Raw genomic sequence first — 18,437 nt, 5'->3', positions numbered from 1 at the left:
TTACAGGTTTTCCTCCGCATATTGCGCCAAGCTTGAACGTACCACGCCATTGAGGTTCATCGTCGAACTGCCATGGTAGTTTTTAAAGCGCTCAACAATATAAGTCAGGCCCGACGTCACAGCGGTTAAGTAATAGGAATCGATTTGCGCAAGATTCCCAGAACAAATGATCTTGGTGCCTGCTCCGCAGCGGGTAACAATGGTTTTTAACTGAGAAGCTGTCAGGTTTTGCGCTTCATCCAACAAAACCACGGCATTTTGAATACTTCGTCCGCGCATGAAGTTTAATGATTTAAACTGGATATTGGCCTTATTCATAATGTAATTCATGCTCGACTCCATATTCTCATCTTGCTTGTGCAAGACTTCGAGGGAGTCTGTAATCGCCGCCAGCCACGGCGCCATTTTTTCTTCCTCCGTGCCCGGCAAATAGCCAATCGATTCAGCAATTTCAGGGGTATTCCGGGTGACGATAATCTTCTCGTACAACCCTTTCTCCACCACTTGCTCGAGGGCCGTTGCAAGCGCCAGCAAGGTTTTTCCGCAACCCGCCGGACCCGTCAAAATAACCAGATCTTGTGTGGGATCGAGCAACGCGTGCATACCCATGGCTTGATAAATGTTCTTTGGCGTGATGCCCCACGCCCGAGTAGACATCAAACGTTCCCGGCCAATATCTAAAATCTTCACGTGGGTATCCGTAAAGCTTTCAACACGCGCCGCAAAGGTTTCCGTTTCATCGAGCAAGTATTCATTCGGGTACAAAGAGGGGAACAGCTCCCGTGAAATAAAGTGGTAGGTATCGCGGCCGTCTTGCTCTGTCTTTACCTCCCCAACCGCATCCCAAAAGTTGCCTTCAAAGGTATAAAAGCCTTTCGCCAAGAGTCGAATATCATCAATTAACTGGTCCGTGCGATAGTCTTCAACGCACTTTACGCCTGCCCCTTTCGCTTTCAGGCGCATATTAATATCTTTCGTTACCAAGACAACTTTGCTGGGTGCACGATCAATCTGCAGCTGCAATGCAGTCTGGATAATTCGATGGTCATTTTCGTTTAATGAGAGTGCACTCTCGGTTTGTCGCAGTTGGTAATCGGGAAAGATCGAGATGTGTCCTTCTGCCTGGTGTTCTCCGGTGATCCGAGTGAGCGGAACCCCTGAAATAATCTGCTCCGGTGTGGCTTCGTGCAGCGCCTCCTCCAGCGCTCGAATCGCAACCCGTGCGTCACGGCTGACATCTTTTTGGCGGTCTTTGATGTGGTCGAGTTCTTCAAGGACCACCATGGGAATAACGACGTTATGTTCTTGAAAGTTGAGAAATGCGAGTGGTTCGTGCAGGAGGATGTTGGTATCCAGGATGTAATACTTGGGTCCGGATTCACTCATATGTGACCTCGTCGTTTTGTTGTTGTTTTTTTTAATAGTAGACCAATCGTGTGAAGGCGGTATGACGAAATTGAAATTTTTACGATAAAAATCTGTTATGCTGACGGTTGTTGTTTTGAGTCCGATTTTTGCATCTATTTTTGCTGACGTAACTGCAGCGAACTTGACCTAGAATTTGCCCACGCCGATGTTTCAATATCACCCTCCAATCACCCCTTGGCTCACCATCCTTTGGCGCGATGACGATTATGTGATCCTGCACAAGCCGGCAGGACTACTCACCGTTCCAGGCAAGGCTCCGGAGCATAAGGATAGTCTGGAAAAACGCGTGCAGCGCGTATTGCCAACGGCGCGGATTGTACACCGGCTCGATATGGCAACCTCGGGGATTGTCGTGATGGCGTTGAACAAAGAAGCACAAGGAAAACTAGGTCAACAATTTGAGCGTCGGCAGGTGGCGAAGCGGTACAAAGCTCGGGTCTGGGGCGTGCTCGCGGATGCCCAGGGCGTCGTGGATTTACCCCTTCGTTGTGACTGGCCGAATCGGCCAAAACAGATGGTGTGTTTTGAGCACGGGAAAGCTGCACAAACTCGTTACGAGCGCCTTGAAGCGACGGAAAACAGCTCCGATGTAGCGCTTTATCCAATCACAGGCCGGTCGCATCAATTGCGCGTCCACATGCTTTCGTTGGGTCACCCAATCCTTGGCGATCGCCTCTACGGAACGCACGAAAGTACGAGCGCAGCACCCCGTTTATTGTTGCACGCGGAATGGATAGCGTTTACACATCCACGCACACAAACTCGCATTGAAATTCACTGCCCCGCGCCATTTTGAGCCCGGTGACGCATGAGTTTTTCGTACAAGTCCTGCACTTCCTGACTCGCTTCTTTTGCGGCCTGACGCGCCGCCTCGCCTTGAGCGGCCACTCGGTCCGGATGACACGCTTTCATTTTTCGGTGGTAGGCTTTTTTGATCGCACGATCGGTATCATCGGGTCGCACATCAAAAAACTCGTAGATTTCGTCAATGGTTCGAACAGATTTAGCATTCTGGGCAGTTTTCTCCGTACGCTTCGCCTTATCTGCTCGGTGCGCTTGCGCGCGCTCATTGGCTAAGGCATCAAACCACCAACCCATGAGAAATCCTAAAATCGCGCCAAACACACGGCCTACGGCAAAACCAAACAACGCGCCGAGTAATCGACCAAACATTATTGCCTTAACTCCTCTTCTAATCGCGCAAGTCGTTCTGGCGTACCCACATCGGTCCAGTGCCCCACATGATGCTCCCCTGCTACTCGTCCTTGCGCGATGGCGCGTTCAAAAAACGGTCGGAGCGGCAAAAAATCTACCGCGACACCGGCGAAAAGCTCAGGAGAGAGCACACTCACGCCACTAAATGTAAGCCCTGGCTCAGCAACAACTCGTTGACCACGAAGGGCAAAATCACCGTGCGGGTGATGTTTTGGGTTATCCACTAACACTAAATGCGCCAGATCTCCGCGTAGATCACGCGGAAGGCGATTCATATCATAATCCGTCCAAATATCCCCATTGATAACCCAAAACGGTTGTTCTGACGAAAGGCCATCTGTCAGCAATGGAAGTGCCTGAATAATCCCTCCAGCCGTCTCAAGGCCTCCGGGTGGTTCATGAGACCATCGAATCGATACACCGAATTCCGCACCATCACCAAAATACGCCTCGAGCTGTGCTCCGAGCCATGCGGTATTAATGACGATGTCGGTCACACCTGCGTTGCGAAGCTTTTCCAGATGCCAAGCAAGGAGCGGCATCCCACCAACCGAAAGGAGCGGCTTCGGAGTGTGATCAGTCAAAGGGCGCATCCGCTTCCCTCGACCTGCCGCCAATATCATCGCCCGCATACTAGGCTCCTGTTGGAATGGGTTTAGCTCCAGGCTGCGCGTTCTCCAGCCTCTCATGTTTCGCAAGAATGGCAGGGATAATCCGTTCCACGAGCCAATCACGATATGACGCCAGTTCGGGGTAAGTGGCCGCCACCGATTCAAGATAGCCCACGGTATTTGGAATATCGTTTAAGTAGCCGGCTTTCCCATCCCGGTGATAGAGTCGTGCAAAAATCCCGCTGGCCTTGGTGTGACGTTGCAGTCCCATCCAGTCAAACCACACTTGCCATTCATCTGCACTGACTGACGCAGCGAGGAGCCCACGGGCTTGGAGGAGTTCTCGGCACTGTTGCGATAGTTTTTGAACAAACTCAGAAGGCCACTGCACATAACAATCGCGTAACAGAGAGACGGCGTCATAGGTAATGGGTCCGCGCACTGCATCTTGGAAATCGATAACCCCGATTGTCTGCTGCTCGGTCAGCATTAGGTTACGGCTGTGATAGTCCCGATGGACGCCCACTTGCGGCTGCGCAAGAGCCTGCTGAATCAACCGTTCAGATACCGACTGCCACAGTTTTTCTTCTCCGGGTGTCACGGAGAGTTGCAAATGGGTGCCCAACAACCAATCACGAAATAAGCTATTTTCGCGTTCTAAAAGTGCACGATCATAAGGCGGGATTTTGCCATTTCGATGCGTCACCACCTGCATGATGGCTGGCAACTCTCCCAAGGCTCTCGCATAAAGAGACGGTGCCGTTTGAGGATTCAACGCACTATGGAAGAGTGCATCGCCAAAATCCTCCAGTAACATGGAGCCTAGCTCATGATGCGTCCCAATAATCGCCGGGACGTGAACTCCCTGCTCTCGGTAGGCAAGGGCGAGCGAAACAAAAGGCTCAAGTGATTCAGGTGGTGGGGCATCCACGAGAACCCATGATGCGTCTTGCTTATGAGACCACACTCGAAAATATCGACGGAAGCTCGCATCTCCAGCCAGGGGTTGGACTTCAATATCCGTACGTGCCAATACCGTTTCCGCCCATCGAGTGAGCGTTTGCAATCGTGTCATTCTCGAAAAACTCCGGAACGTGCTCGAACCGATAAATTCGAACCTAAATCGTGAAGAACCCATCTTAGCAAATAGCCCAAGGAAGGAAATTGCTTTATCATACAATCCACAATCACCCGCTTGGATGTAAGCTTGTTTACATGACGTTTTCGCTTTTGCCATCGCACCGCCGTTCGCTACTCGCAATTTCACTCGCAGTGACGCTTGCGGGGGCGGGTGCGTGGAGTTCATCGATCGGAGCACAAGAGCCTTCGTCGAGCGTTCCACCCGGGGCAACGGATTCAGGATTACAAGCTGAAAGTGAAGACAGTAACCCGCTTGCTAATGCGCAATGCCGCGTGCTCCCAGCCTGGTTGCTCGACCTCCCAGAGTACAACGGTACTCCCACCGACGACCCAGATGAAATACGAGCCCGTGCTGACTTTGCCCAGCTTGATGGTCGCGGATTTGCGTACCTCACTGGGAACGTAAATCTGTTTCAAGGGGGACAAATTCTTCGCACTGACCGAGCAGAAGTCGATCAACAAACTGGGCAAGTAAATGCCTCGGGCGGCCTAACCTACAGCGACGGATATATCGCGGTTCGTGCCAATGAAATCAATGCGGATCAACTGAATCACGCGATCACCATCTTGGAATCGGAGTATGTTCTCATTCCCACCGGAGCTATCGGACGGGCTGGGCAGATTGATATTCTAGCAGCTACGGGGGAACGCGAAGTTACTTTGCATCGTGGAACCTTTACCACATGTCCCGGTGAGCGCCCGGCGTGGATGATTCAAGCGAATAAAATTACGGTCAATGAAAATGAGAGTTGGGGCACCGCCCATCATGCCCAATTCCGTATCTTTGATGTCCCCGTGGTTTACATTCCACGCTTTAGCTTCCCGCTCACCGACGAGCGGAAATCAGGCCTGCTGTATCCGACCATTCGCAGTTCGTCGCGCAATGGTGTTGAACTTGAGGTCCCCTACTACTTTAACCTCGCACCCAACTATGATCTCACTCTGACGCCGAGACTTTTAACCGAACGCGGTATCATGGCCATGACCGAGGGGCGTTACCTCACGGAAAATCATCAAGGAACCGCCTACGTCGAGTATTTGCATAATGACCGCAGTCTCGCGGCAGACAACAGCCGCTCGTTAATGCGGGTGGAGCAGCGCTCGACGTTGTCGGATCGCTGGACTGGCTATGTCGATTTCGCGCAAGTCAGCGATGTCTCGTACATCAATGATTTTGGAGCCCCCTTTGCGAACCGAGCCGATTCAAACCTCTACCGCAGAGCGCAATTCGATTACCGTGCGGAGCAAACCCGCGCGCGCATTCAATTTGAAGATTTTCAAATGTTGGGGCCATTCCAAACGCCATACCGGACACTCCCACGCATTGCGATTCATCATGTGCAGCCCTTGGCCACAAATCTCGAGTTTTCGGTGGAATCAGAGTTCACCCATTTTCGCCGGCCCGACAATAGCTTTGACCATGCAACCCGTACCCATATCGAACCCGGACTGCAATATAGAATGGTTCGACCGGCCTGGGATTGGACGGCTGATGTCCGTTATTTGATGACCTATTACGAACAATCTGATCGGCCCGAAGTTGATTCGTCAGTTAGCCGCTTCCTGCCACAATATCGGTGGCATGGCCAAATTCACCTGGAGCGGCAATTCCAAAATAGCGATGGGTTTCAAACTCTCACGCCACAGATCCAATATCTCTATGTGCCGTTTCGCGATCAAAGCCGGATAGGCATCTATGACACCATCTTGATGCAAGATGATTACCACAGTCTGTTCCGGCCTCGTCGGTTTACCGGCTTAGATCGTATCGCAGACGCGCACCAAGTCACCATTGGTGGGAGTACAAGCTTTTTTGACTCGCAAGCTGAAGAGCGGATGCGGCTTAGCTTGGGTCAGATCATCTACCTTGATGAAAGTCGGACCCAGCTATTTGATGAGACAAGCCGGATCACAGGCAACAATTCGGAGCTCGCGGCAGAGCTTGATTTCAGACTGAGTAGCCGTTGGTTCGCAAGCTCCGCTTTGCAATACGATACGGATTTGAGTTTAGTACGAAAGAGTCGTGCAGCATTGGAGTATCGTCAAAGTGACGGGAACTTGATACAGTTAAATCACCGTCGCGTTCGAGGCCTGTTGGCTGCCGAGCAGGAGGTGGAACAAGCGGGGCTGATTGCATCATGGGAAATGGCGCAGAACTGGCGATTCGCAAGCCATTGGTATCAAGATTTGAATTCAAACCGGACTATGGACGCCATGTTCGGCGTGCAATATGATCGATGCTGTTGGTCCATTCGCGTCAGCGCGTACCGGCGCGTGAATCGGAATTACGAATTTGCGATCCCCGGTGAGCCACTTCCTGAAGCTGAGTTCGACAATGGTGTTAGTCTGCAGTTTATCCTATCGGGATTGGGCGGCTCTGGTCCTCAAATGCTCGACATGTTGCAACAAAGTATCTTTGGATATCGCCGGCCGTTTTATTTGAATAATTAATGAAACGGAATAATTCCGCGCGAGAGCGGAATTTTTTCCTCATTTTGGACTCAATATGAACACGCCGTGCAGTGCCGCCACAGACACGCTGTAAACTTGAAGCATCAAGAAGAGCAAGCGGCTCAACCATTAAATATCACACAGAGGCTCATTAAAGCCTCCGAAATACACAATGATTGGACGTTCTATGAGAAAAATTACAAGCTTGGCTTTTGGGGTTGTTGCCATGCTGGCAAGCACCGCTGCAACTGCAGAGCAATTGCTCGACCGGGTTGCGATCGTGGTTAACGATAAAGTTGTCCTGCAAAGCGAAATGGACAGCATGCTCACGAATGTGCGCCGAGACTTAGCACAAAATGGTGGGCAGATGCCTTCTGACAGCGCGCTCCAAACGCAGGTTGCTGAGCGCCTCATTTTGCAGACACTGCAAAAACAAATGGGCGAACGCATGGGGATTCGGATTAACGATGCCATGCTCGACCAAGCCATTGCATCCATCGCCTCCGATAATAATATGACCGTCGAAGGGCTTCGGGCTCAAATCGCAGGAGAAGGCCAGAGTTGGGCCGATTACCGTGAAGAAATCCGAACACAAATTATTGTTTCAGAAGTTCAACGTGCCTCGGTGCAACGCCGTTTGTACATGAGCCCACAAGAAATTAATTTGTTGGTTGACCTGATCAAACAACAAGGCGCGCAGGATACCGAGTATCGCGTTGGTCATATCTTGATTAGCTTACAGGACGAGCAAGGCCGCGAGAATGAAACCCTTGCGCGGGAGCGTGCAGGCGATGTTATTGCACGGCTTGACGCGGGCGATGACTTTGCACAGCTTGCCATCAGTGCATCGGCTGCGGCGAACGCCCTTGAAGGGGGTGATATGGGCTTCATGTCACTGAACGCAATGCCGACTTTGTTTGCTGCGAATGTCCGAGACCAGCAAGAAGGCTCCGTTATTGGCCCTCTGCGCAGCGGCCTCGGCTTCCATATTCTAAAAGTTCATGAGATTCGTGGTATTCAACGTGCTGTTGAAGATGAAGTGATGGTCCGCCACGTCTTAATCCGTCCTTCGGTGATTTTGTCAGATAACCGCGCTCAGCAAATGTTGCGGGAGTTCCGCCAACAAATCCAAAGTGGCGAGAAAACCTTCGAAGAAGTTGCCCGTCAGCACTCAAGCGATACTGGCTCTGCAGCCGATGGCGGAAAAATGGACTGGATGCCACCGGATATGTTCGTACCGGAATTCCGGTCCGTGGTAAACCGCATTGAAAAAGGTGTTATTTCTGAGCCTTTCCGCACGGAGTTTGGTTGGCACATTTTAGAAGTTCTTGACCGTCGCCAGCAAGACATCACGGACCAACGTTTACGCGAGCAAGCTCAAAACATTTTGTATCGCCGGAAGTTCCAAGAAGAATTGGCGGTGTGGTTGCAAGAGATTCGCGATAACGCTTATGTCGAATATCGTTTGCAATGATCCCACGCATCGCGGTGACACCCGGTGAGCCGGCGGGCATTGGTCCCGATCTGATTATTCAAATCGCTCAGCAGGCTTGGCCTGCTGAGCTCGTTGTATGTGCCGATCAAAACGTACTGAAAGCACGTGCACAGCAATTAAATCTCCCTCTGCACCTGCATCCTTATGACCCTGAGCAGCCGGCTCACGCGCATCAGCCGGGTACACTGAAGGTATGTCATATCCCAGTGGAAGCTGACGTTGAGCCCGGTGTGTTGAACGAAGCCAACGGGCATTATGTCGTTGAAACATTACGCCGCGCCAGCCAAGGAAATCTTGACGGTGAGTTTGCAGCCATTGTGACCGGACCGGTGCATAAGGGAATCATTAACCAAGCGGGCGTTGCGTTCAGCGGCCATACCGAGTATTTCGCTCAGCAGGCGAACTGTAAAGACGTGGTGATGATGCTCGCGACCACCGGGTTGCGCGTCGCATTGGTCACCACCCATATCCCCTTGGCGTATGTTTCTAAGGCTCTGACACCGGCTCGTTTGGAGCGAGTAATCAGCATTTTGCATGATGACTTGGTGCAGAAGTTCGGTATTGAACGCCCACGAATTTATGTGTGCGGACTCAACCCACATGCAGGTGAAGGTGGGCATTTAGGCCATGAAGAAATCACCGTCATCCAGCCGGTGCTCGAGAAACTGCGCACAGAGCATGGCTGGCAGTTGATGGGTCCGCTGCCCGCCGACACAATTTTTCAACCGAAATATCTGCAGCATGCTGACGTTATTCTCGCCATGTACCATGATCAAGGGCTTCCCGTGTTAAAATACAAGGGGTTTGGCGATGCGGTAAACATTACCCTGGGCCTCCCATTTATTCGTACATCCGTCGATCATGGGACGGCGCTCGATCTCGCTGGCACCGGACAAGCCGACACTGGCAGTCTGAAAATCGCACTACAACAGGCGATTCACATGGCGACGCAACAAGCACAAGGACAGAAAGAATTTCATGAGTAAAGCGTTACAAGGGCACCGCGCGCGCAAACGGTTTGGCCAAAATTTCTTGCAAGACGAAACCGTCATTGATGCTATCGTCGATGCAATCGCGCCCGAACCCGGTCAGCCGCTCGTCGAGATTGGCCCAGGACTAGCCGCTCTAACCCGCCCTGTGGTGCAGCGGGCCGGCCATCTTCATGTGGTCGAGCTTGACCGAGATCTTGCCACGCGGCTCGAGAACGCCACTGAGTTCCAAGGGAAGTTGACGGTTCACCGCGCTGACGCCCTCAAGTTTAATTTTTCCGAACTCGCCGCGACCGAGGGCAAGCCCCTTCGGGTTTTTGGCAACTTGCCATACAACATTTCGACCCCACTCATTTTTCACTTACTGTCCCAAGTGAATACCATCAGTGACATGCACTTTATGCTGCAAAAAGAAGTGATTCAACGGATGGCGGCCGAGCCAGGCTCGAAAGCTTTTGGTCGCCTAACCGTCATGGTGCAACAAGCATGTCAGGTGCTCCCAGTTCTCGAAGTTCCGCCAGAGGCATTCGATCCTGCCCCTAAGGTCGATTCAGCCGTTGCACGATTAGTCCCCTATTCTGAGTCTCCCTGGCCTGTGAAAGATCGCGCTACCCTAAACCATGTATGTCACATGGCCTTTCATCAACGACGGAAGACCCTGCGTAACAACATGAAGAAGCTGATGTCCGCCGATGAGCTCGAATCAATTGGTATTGATCCAGCCGCCCGTCCCGAAACGTTAAATGTAGGAGATTTCGTTCGCATCGCGAATTGGGTTACCGAACACGAGAGGACACTATGAGCCGTACAGATGTCGCACTCGACGTTGAAACACAGTACCTGACCGACCAATCTGAGCCGGATCAGGAGCAATTTGTATTCTCCTACACCATCACCATTTCAAATAAAGGTGACCAACCGGTTCAGCTCCTTAGCCGCAAATGGATTATTACGGATGCCAATGGCAAGGTAACCGAAGTGATGGGCGAAGGGGTTGTGGGTAAACAGCCTCGAATTGAACCCGGGAAAACCTTTAAGTACACCAGCGGTACCGTTCTTAAAACGCCGCTTGGTCTCATGGAAGGTTCATACGCCATGGTGAATGAGGATGGCACGAAGTGGCAGCTTTCTATTCCCGTTTTCCGCCTTGCAAAACCCAATATCCTCCATTAATTCCAATCGACGAGAACGCAGGAGGCACTTTTGGCTCGGTACATTGTTGGTGACATCCATGCTTGCCTCAGCGACCTCAAAGCATTGTTACAGCAAGTCGACTTTAATCCTCGCCACGACCAACTTTGGTCGGTGGGTGATTTGATAGGTCGCGGTCCTCAGCCTTTGGCAACATTGGAATTCCTCGCAGACCTCGGACCCGCATTTCAGTGCACCCTCGGTAACCATGATCTTCATACCCTCGCGGTGTTGTGTGAGGTTCGCGCCCCGCATAACAAAGACAACACGCTCGAGCTGTTGCAAAGTAAACATCGGGACCGCTGGATTGATTGGCTACGCAAACAGCCCCTGATGCTCGTTGATCCGCAGCTTGGACACGTGGTCTCTCATGCAGGCGTCCACCCGGCGTGGACCATTGACGAAGCATCCCAGTATGCTCACGAAGTCGAGGCGAAGCTCGTTGGGCCCCATTATGTGCGTCTGCTGGAGGAAATGTATGGAAACGAGCCGACCCGTTGGCGTGATGAACTTTTTGGCATTGAACGCGACCGCTTTATTATTAACACCTTCACCCGTATGCGTTATCTAACGCCCGATGGGGCGCTCGACTTCAGTCAGAAAGCGCATCCGCAAGACGTCGATAGACAAGTATTTATTCCTTGGTATGAGCAATGGTCTGCGCGCGGCTGGACGTTATTTTTTGGCCATTGGGCGACATTAATGGGCGAAACCGGGCGGCCTGATATCATTGGGCTTGATACCGGTTGTGTGTGGGGCGAAGCGCTCACCATGATCAATGTTGAATCCGGTGAGCGAATCGTCCAAACGGCTCGCTCGACTTAATCGGTCGGAACGCCTTACACCAAAGTAATCCGCGCGAATTTGCGTTTTCCGACCTGATATACTGCAGGGCCCGCTGCGCAATCGATGCGAGCATCCGTGACCTTTTCGCCATCAATCCGCACTGCATTCTGCTTAACCATCCGCATCGCTTCAGACGTTGAGGCGACGAGTCCAGCTTCTTTGAGGACATTTGCGAGACCCCGTTGATCAGCAGGTAGCGTGAGGGTCAATTCCGGCATATCATCTGGAATCGCGTTCTTCTGGAACCGCTGAACAAAGTCCTGCTCAGCCGCATCTGCTGCTGCTTGATCATGGAACCGTGCAATGATTTCTTTCGCCAGCGCGACTTTCGCATCGCGTGGATTGGCGCCAGCTTCCACCGCAGCTTTCAGCGCAGTGAGTTCTTCCGTTGGGCGGAAGCTTAGCAAATCAAAATATTTCCACATCAACTCATCAGAAATCGACATGATCTTGCCAAACATGTCATTCGGCGCGTCGGTAATCCCAACGTAGTTACCGAGTGACTTGGACATTTTCTGCACACCATCGAGCCCCTCAAGCAACGGAACCGTGATGACGGTTTGTGGACGCTGCCCTTCTTCTTTTTGCAGTTCACGCCCCATCAACAGATTAAATTTTTGATCGGTTCCGCCCATCTCGATATCAGCTTTCAGTTCAACCGAGTCCCACCCTTGCACGAGCGGATAGATAAATTCGTGAATGGCAATCGGTTGCCCACCTTGATAGCGCTTTTTAAAGTCATCCCGCTCGAGCATCCGAGCCACGGTTTGCCGTGCTGCGAGTTTGATCATACCCGCGGCGCCGAGTGTGTTCATCCATTCGCTGTTAAAGCGAACCTGCGTTTTACTTGGATCCAGAATTTTGAATACTTGCTCTTTATAGGTTTCTGCGTTCGCGAGAACGTCTTCGCGGCTGAGCGGCTTACGTGTCACGTTCTTCCCGGTGGGGTCGCCAATCATGCCCGTGAAATCACCAATCAAAAAGACCACGGTATGCCCCAACTCTTGGAACACACGGAGTTTATTGATCAGCACTGTATGGCCTAAGTGGAGATCAGGGGCGGTCGGATCGAAGCCAGCTTTGACCACCAAGGGTCGCCCTTCCGCTAGTTTGTCTTTTAATTCCTGCTCAAGCAGAACCTCATCGACACCCCGCGTAATTAGCTCGAGTGCATCTTTTACGCCTTTACTCATCTTTACTCCACAATGACTGAACTTTTTTGCCAAGCAGCATTCTACTTGATTCAGCGGCCGCTTTTAAGCGCGCTGTTTATGCTTGCACAAAGAAAATGCTATGATATAACACAAAGAAGTACAGAGGGCTCTTGGTTTTATGGTCGAACCGATACAACGTTTCTTGCAACAGCTCCCGAAACGACACCAACTTATTATTATTTCCGTGAGTATTTTAATGCTCGTGCTGCTGGTATGGCCATCAGAAAAAGCCAGCGCGTCCCGCGACATGGCGGCCTATGAACCACTTGAGCCAGGCGTCCGCTACGATCTCGAACTTTACCTCGGCGAATCCTCATCGTTCAGCGATGATGGTGAAGAACTCACTTGGATTGAATACGAAGTGCGCTCAGGCGATAGCATGGCCCGCATTTTCCAACGGGTCGGTTTCTCGGCGCGTCAACTTCATGACCTCACACAAGCTCCCGATGCAAACGTATTGCGTCGGATTCACCCAGGCGACACCCTGCGCTTTGCGCGCGACGAAGACAATAATTTGATCGCCCTTCATTACCGACTCAATGATACCGAGACCCTCATCATTGAACGCGACGATGAAGGACGCTACATCAGTGATCGGGAAGAAAAGGTCATTGATACTCGGCTCGAATTTGCTCATGCGGAAATTCGCAATAACTTCTGGAATGCAGGCGTCAGTGCAGGCCTCACGCAAGGCTTGATTATGAGTCTTGCCGAGCTGTTTGGATGGGATATCGACTTCGCCCTTGATATCCGAGCGGGTGACCAATTCAGCGTATTGTATGAGCGTAACTACATCGATGGGCAGTTTGTTGGCTTCGGGCGCATTGTCGCCGCCGAATTTTACAACCAAGGGGAGCGCTTCACTGCCGTGCGTCACGAGGATGGACGTTACTACACAGAAGCAGGTCGAAGCCTCCGACAAACCTTCTTGCGCGCACCAGTTGCCTTCAACCGGGTCTCAAGCGAATTTAACCCGCGCCGGATGCATCCGGTCACAGGCCGCGTGGCGCCGCACCGTGGAATCGATTACGCGGCCCCGGTTGGAACCCCAGTCATGGCTTCCGGCGATGGTCGTGTGGTTCGCAGTGCTTACAACAACTTAAATGGTCATTACATTTTCATACAGCATGGTGAGCGCTACATGACAAAATACTTGCACCTGCATCGCCGGAGCGTTCAACAAGGAGAGCGCGTGCGTCAAGGGCAAGTGATTGGTCAAGTCGGAGCGACCGGCCGCGTAACGGGTCCGCACTTACATTATGAATTTTTGGTCGATGGCGTACACCGGAACCCACGCACCGTGGAGCTTCCGAAAGCGGAGCCATTACCAGAAGCACAAATGGCCGTATTTAAAAAAATCGCCGAAGAAAAGCTCGCAATGATCGAAGGCCGCAAGCGGTTCTTCTTGGCGATGAACGGCGAATAGCAGAATCATGGCGGCCGAACGCTTTATCGGTGCACTCTCAGGGACCAGTCTGGATGGGATTGATTTGGTCCTTACTGAGATTTCCGCGCAAGGCGAGATTCGGCAACTTGATGCCTTCAATGCATCATTCCCAGAGCACCTCCGAAACAGTTTAAAGCGTCTGTGCACACCCGGTTCGGATGAAATCATCCACCTCGGGCAAGCGGACCGGCGCTTTGCCGAAGCCGTGGCGCAGGGTGTTCAGACACTTCTGGAGCGCAACGCGCTCGATGCCAGTGCCATCCGAGCAATCGGTCATCATGGGCAGACCATTCGTCACCATCCTGAGCTTGATCCAGGCTTCAGTCTGCAAATCGGCTGCAGTCATACCCTTGCAGCGAAGACTGGAATTGATGTGATCGGTCAGTTTCGTCAAAAAGATATTGCGCTTGGTGGTGAAGGGGCGCCACTCGCACCGGTCTTTCATCATTGGGTGTTTGCTGACACATGCGAGACGCGCATTGTGGCGAATATTGGTGGTATTGCGAATATCAGTGTACTGCCGCCAAAAACCTCCGATACGCCCATCCTCGGTTACGATACAGGCCCGGGCAACACCCTGCTCGATCATTGGGTCCAGCATCACCATCAACAACATTACGACGTCGGAGGCCGTTGGGCTGCGAGTGGCACCGTCCACGAGGGGTTATTGGCGACCTTGCTCAGTGATCCCTATTTTGCCCGATCCGCACCTAAAAGCACCGGGCGCGAATATTTCACGTCGAACTGGCTTCACCAGCGCTTAGAACGCTTTGAGTCGATTGCACCAGCGGATGTTCAAGCGACCCTACTCGAGTTAACCGCGCAGAGCCTCACCACGGCCATTCAAAGCCACCTGAGCGATTCCCAAATGACCGTCTATATCTGCGGTGGAGGCGCGCACAACAGTGAGCTCATCACGCGCTGCAAAGCACTGTTGCCGGATGTGTCGCTGCAGACCACCGATACATTGGGCGTTAACGTAGATTGGGTGGAGGGAACTTTGTTTGCGTGGCTTGCGTGGGCTTATGTGCAAGGACTTACATTGGATCTAACCGCGGTCACCGGAGCGAGCCGGCCGGCTCGCCTCGGTGCTTACTTTCCAAAAGATTGAGATTTAGTTCAGGGCTGCAAATGCATCTCGCGTGATGTTTTCGCTACCGTCTTTGGTCACAATCACGCTGTCTTCAATTCGAACACCACCGAACGGCCGCAACTCAGCGACACGTTGCCAGTTGAAATCTTCGTTGCCATCAAACGCTTCCAGTAATTGATCCACGACATACAGACCCGGTTCAATGGTGAAAACATTCCCTTCTTCCACCTCTCGGCGCAGGCGCAAGAATGGATGACGTGCATCACGCTCAAAGCTCTCGCCCTTCGGGTTTTTCAAATAACCACCCACATCATGAACCTGCAAGCCAATGTAGTGACCCAATCCATGCGGGAAGAATGCGCTGGTGTAACCGCGCTCATAAATGGTATTCGCATCCACTTTAAAGAAACCGAATTCATGTAAAATAGCAGCGATCTTCCGGTGGGTTTCCACATGCAAATCATAGTACTGCACGCCCGGCTTAATCAGGGCAATAATTTCCTGCTCTGCACGGTCCACGGCCTCAACGAGTTCAGCGAAGAAACCTGGTTTTGCTGCGTAAGTTCGCGTGATGTCAGCACAATATCCGTTGTAATAGGCACCGGCATCGATTAAGAACGAACGATGCTCAGCCGGGGCTTCGGTTTCATACACATCATAATGGAGTACGGCTGCGTGCTCGTTCAGACCAATAATACTGTTATACGGCGCCTGGCTTTCCCGGAATTTCATTGCGCCATAATACGCATGGCTAATTTCAAGTTCCGATTTTCCCGCGAAGAATGCTGCTTTTGCCGCTTCATGCCCCCGTGCTGCAAGAAGATTTGCCTTGCGCATATTGGCCATTTCCCACGCTGTTTTGTTCGCCCGTTGATAATGCAGGTGATCAATCAACCCTTGTGGATTAAGTGCTTTTACATTCCAGCGATCAAGTGGCTCAAGCGGCTCACTGATCAAGGCGGCGTGCGGCAGTTCATCAGTAAGTGCTGCGCGCACCTGATCAATATTGTCAATTAAGGTTACATCACACTTTTCCTGCCACTCTCCCGGAGGCAATTGGGGCTGAGCATGCCAAAAATCACGGGCTTGGTAGAGGAAAACCCGCGGCGTTTCGCCACGGCGGTAAAAGATAAAACTTTTGGGGCTCTCGGTGACGGGAATCCAGTACTTAAACATAGGATTCACCCGATATGAATACGGGTTGTCATCTAGGAATGCATAACGAGGGTGACCTGCATAAATTAATACGCTGTCAAAACCGTTGGCCTCAAGGGCCTCGTCAAACCGCTTTTGCACCACCTGAAGGTGGTCGACATATTGACTCATAACGTCCTCTTTGCTGAGCAAGAAATGGACGCTAGTGTAGCAAACTTACGGAACCGAAGAAATCCGGTGCGATAGACGCCCGAAGAAATGAGATCGGATTGAGTATGACTAGATTTCGCCGAGGCGGCGACGCACTGCTTCAACAATCGGCGATGAATTGTAGCCCGTCGCATCGGCCCAACGAAGCAAAGGAACCCCGTCCACATCATCGTTTTGAATCATACGCGCTGGGAGTGACCGAGTGAGCATTCGACCGACGTCTTCGGCTTCTGCGGTAATCGCGAATTGCAGCATCGAATAACCATTGCACCGTACTGAGCTGTAGAGGTTGCGCAGACGCAGGTTGTGACGATTAATAATGGCACTCAACTCCCGCAAATTGTCACTACTAATTTCGTAACAAATCGCGCGCGCAATATCTTCCCCTTGCGCCAAACTTTGGCTCGACGGCGTAAGACTTGCGAATACAATCGCGGTCAGTCCAATCCATCCTTTCACCAAGCTTCGTGCCATCAATACAGCTACTCCAGTCTACCTGCGTTCGTGCGAGGAAACGGCCTTCGCACTCTTTGAGCGTCCTTATTTTTGAGATTTAAGCGACTGAAAGCAAGCAATTTCATGTAACCATTTTGTTAAATTTCAATGAGTTGAAACTATGCAATCACGCTTTATTTTGCCCACAAAAAAGCCCCTCGTCTTCGGGAGGGGCTATCCGTGTGGCGCTTACGGAGTGCACAAAAAATCAACAGGGGTATACACCCATGCACTGCGGCTACACCGCAAAGGAGGCTCCGCAACCACATGTGGTCGTTGCATTTGGATTATTCACGAAGAAACGCGCACCTTGTAAGCCTTCTTCGTAATCAACGACACCACCTACGAGATACTGCAAACTCATGGGATCCACAACAAGGGTAACGCCTTGTTTCGCAATCTGCATGTCATCGGGATTTACTTTCTCATCGAAGGTAAAGCCATACTGAAACCCTGAGCATCCCCCACCCGTAACAAAAACACGAAGTTTCAGTTCAGCGTTTTCTTCTTCCGTGATCAATTCGAGGACGCGTTTTGCCGCAGCTTCGCTAAACTCAATCGGCATTGCCTGTTCTACTGCACTCATTCCAGACTCTCATTTACATCACGTGTGACATCTACACGGGAATAACACCGTGTATTTCGATTCCTTATTTTCGCTTAACCGAGCGTGACAATCAACTTTCCGGTGATTCGGGGAGTAGACTCTCAGAAATCAGATCGTCCCATGGGAAATATCGCTCGGTCTGCCGTCCGCCTCGGGCACGAACTTGGACCTGTACCGTATCCGGAACAAAACCTTCGGGCAGAACAAAACTTCCTTCGGTCAAAGCAAAATAATTCATCGCAAACCGATTCGCATCTCCCTCAAGCCCCGCGAGCTCCAGTAGATTTAAGTCACGGCGCTGATTGCCTTGGTGCCCGCGCACGGTTACCACAATGGTCCCCGTCATCAACTGTTCGATTCGTTCCAACTGCAATAAGATAAGCCGGAAATAGAACCCGCGATCTGCGCTAATTGGGCTGATATGGAACGAATCAATGGTCACACCATCGGCATCCAACTCGGGGGCCATCACCCGTTGATAAAAAGCGAGCTCCCGCCGAATCGAGGCATTCTCATCCAATGCTTCGCGAATTTCGTTTTGCAATGCACGATTCGCCGCACGCTCAACATCCAACTCTACCTGTAGAATATTGTTTCGATACTCCAAGCGATCAACACGCTGGTGGAGCGTCTGGCGCTGATTTTCTTGTAAGCGCGTGCTTTGCTCAAGGTAATTCAGCCGCGCATTTCCACCAAAAAAACCGAGAATAACAAACACCACGGCAACGCCCGCGTATCGCAGAAACTGATAAAAACGTCCTTGCTCTGGCGTGGCGGTCATGAAGGTCTCCCAATCCGTTCGTTAACTATTTAGCAAAGCCACAAATGGCGATATAGTAGCGCAGTGTAA

At 51.6% G+C, this 18,437-nt stretch carries 18 protein-coding genes; 9 read left to right on the top strand and 9 right to left on the bottom strand.

The window, feature by feature from the left end; genetic code table 11:
• A complete protein-coding gene (locus CWE11_RS09425; protein ID WP_126777368.1) occupies positions 1-1,386 on the bottom strand; it encodes a PhoH family protein in 1,386 nt (461 codons plus the stop codon).
• Between the two features lie 187 nt (positions 1,387-1,573).
• On the opposite strand from CWE11_RS09425, the gene rluA reads away from it, so the two are divergent.
• Positions 1,574-2,224, top strand: a complete 651-nt coding sequence (rluA, locus tag CWE11_RS09420; protein WP_126777367.1) for a bifunctional tRNA pseudouridine(32) synthase/23S rRNA pseudouridine(746) synthase RluA — start codon at positions 1,574-1,576, stop codon at positions 2,222-2,224.
• Here the strand turns inward: rluA and CWE11_RS09415 are convergent.
• Genes CWE11_RS09415 through CWE11_RS09405 form a run of 3 tightly spaced genes read right to left on the bottom strand, consistent with a single transcriptional unit; the run spans position 2,203 to position 4,329 of the window.
• Complete coding sequence (locus tag CWE11_RS09415; protein ID WP_126777366.1) at positions 2,203-2,601, bottom strand: J domain-containing protein; 399 nt, start codon at positions 2,599-2,601, stop codon at positions 2,203-2,205. The two genes, rluA and CWE11_RS09415, sit on opposite strands and share 22 nt — an antisense overlap.
• Positions 2,601-3,275, bottom strand: a complete 675-nt coding sequence (gene murU / locus CWE11_RS09410) for an N-acetylmuramate alpha-1-phosphate uridylyltransferase MurU (protein WP_126777365.1) — start codon at positions 3,273-3,275, stop codon at positions 2,601-2,603. Before murU ends, CWE11_RS09415 begins: the two co-directional genes overlap by 1 nt.
• Before the next feature lies 1 nt (position 3,276).
• On the bottom strand, positions 3,277-4,329 hold the full coding sequence (locus tag CWE11_RS09405) for an aminoglycoside phosphotransferase family protein (protein ID WP_126777364.1): 1,053 nt from the start codon (positions 4,327-4,329) through the stop codon (positions 3,277-3,279).
• 140 nt (positions 4,330-4,469) lie between these two features.
• Between CWE11_RS09405 and CWE11_RS09400 the strand changes: the two genes are divergently transcribed.
• From CWE11_RS09400 to CWE11_RS09375, 6 genes are all read left to right on the top strand, one after another.
• Positions 4,470-6,845 carry an LPS-assembly protein LptD gene (locus CWE11_RS09400; protein WP_126777363.1) on the top strand — a complete coding sequence of 792 codons (2,376 nt, stop codon included), beginning with the start codon at positions 4,470-4,472 and terminating at the stop codon, positions 6,843-6,845.
• Positions 6,846-7,032: 187 nt separating this feature from the next.
• On the top strand, positions 7,033-8,319 hold the full coding sequence (gene surA / locus CWE11_RS09395) for a peptidylprolyl isomerase SurA (protein WP_126777362.1): 1,287 nt from the start codon (positions 7,033-7,035) through the stop codon (positions 8,317-8,319).
• On the top strand, positions 8,316-9,326 hold the full coding sequence (gene pdxA / locus CWE11_RS09390) for a 4-hydroxythreonine-4-phosphate dehydrogenase PdxA (RefSeq protein WP_126777361.1): 1,011 nt from the start codon (positions 8,316-8,318) through the stop codon (positions 9,324-9,326). Before surA ends, pdxA begins: the two co-directional genes overlap by 4 nt.
• A complete protein-coding gene (gene rsmA, locus CWE11_RS09385) occupies positions 9,319-10,131 on the top strand; it encodes a 16S rRNA (adenine(1518)-N(6)/adenine(1519)-N(6))-dimethyltransferase RsmA (protein ID WP_126777360.1) in 813 nt (270 codons plus the stop codon). Before pdxA ends, rsmA begins: the two co-directional genes overlap by 8 nt.
• A complete protein-coding gene (gene apaG, locus CWE11_RS09380; protein ID WP_126777359.1) occupies positions 10,128-10,502 on the top strand; it encodes a Co2+/Mg2+ efflux protein ApaG in 375 nt (124 codons plus the stop codon). Before rsmA ends, apaG begins: the two co-directional genes overlap by 4 nt.
• A 30-nt stretch (positions 10,503-10,532) precedes the next feature.
• Positions 10,533-11,345 (top strand): symmetrical bis(5'-nucleosyl)-tetraphosphatase, encoded by an 813-nt coding sequence (locus CWE11_RS09375; protein ID WP_126777358.1) that lies wholly within the window; start codon positions 10,533-10,535, stop codon positions 11,343-11,345.
• Between the two features lie 14 nt (positions 11,346-11,359).
• Here the strand turns inward: CWE11_RS09375 and tyrS are convergent, their stop codons facing one another.
• A complete protein-coding gene (gene tyrS / locus CWE11_RS09370) occupies positions 11,360-12,559 on the bottom strand; it encodes a tyrosine--tRNA ligase (RefSeq protein ID WP_126777357.1) in 1,200 nt (399 codons plus the stop codon).
• Positions 12,560-12,698: 139 nt separating this feature from the next.
• Between tyrS and CWE11_RS09365 the strand changes: the two genes are divergently transcribed.
• A complete protein-coding gene (locus tag CWE11_RS09365; protein ID WP_126777356.1) occupies positions 12,699-14,006 on the top strand; it encodes a peptidoglycan DD-metalloendopeptidase family protein in 1,308 nt (435 codons plus the stop codon).
• A gap of 7 nt (positions 14,007-14,013) precedes the next feature.
• Positions 14,014-15,138 (top strand): anhydro-N-acetylmuramic acid kinase, encoded by a 1,125-nt coding sequence (locus tag CWE11_RS09360; RefSeq protein WP_126777355.1) that lies wholly within the window; start codon positions 14,014-14,016, stop codon positions 15,136-15,138.
• Positions 15,139-15,141: 3 nt separating this feature from the next.
• Here CWE11_RS09360 and pepQ read toward each other — a convergent pair whose 3' ends face one another.
• From pepQ to CWE11_RS09340, 4 genes are all read right to left on the bottom strand, one after another.
• Positions 15,142-16,446 (bottom strand): Xaa-Pro dipeptidase, encoded by a 1,305-nt coding sequence (pepQ, locus tag CWE11_RS09355; protein ID WP_126777354.1) that lies wholly within the window; start codon positions 16,444-16,446, stop codon positions 15,142-15,144.
• 108 nt (positions 16,447-16,554) lie between these two features.
• Positions 16,555-16,959: a DUF3718 domain-containing protein gene (locus tag CWE11_RS09350; protein WP_126777353.1), complete on the bottom strand. Its 405-nt coding sequence runs from the start codon at positions 16,957-16,959 to the stop codon at positions 16,555-16,557.
• A 259-nt stretch (positions 16,960-17,218) separates the two neighbouring features.
• Positions 17,219-17,566 (bottom strand): iron-sulfur cluster insertion protein ErpA, encoded by a 348-nt coding sequence (erpA, locus tag CWE11_RS09345; RefSeq protein ID WP_126777352.1) that lies wholly within the window; start codon positions 17,564-17,566, stop codon positions 17,219-17,221.
• Between the two features lie 91 nt (positions 17,567-17,657).
• Entirely contained in the window at positions 17,658-18,368 is a 711-nt protein-coding gene (locus CWE11_RS09340; protein ID WP_126777351.1) for a DUF6776 family protein, read from the bottom strand.
• Positions 18,369-18,437: the final 69 nt, after the last annotated feature.

The sequence above is a fragment of the Aliidiomarina sanyensis genome (assembly GCF_003987175.1).
Lineage (GTDB): Bacteria > Pseudomonadota > Gammaproteobacteria > Enterobacterales > Alteromonadaceae > Aliidiomarina > Aliidiomarina sanyensis.
Note: the sequence above shows the minus strand (reverse complement) of the source record. Positions and strands in the feature narration are given on the sequence as shown.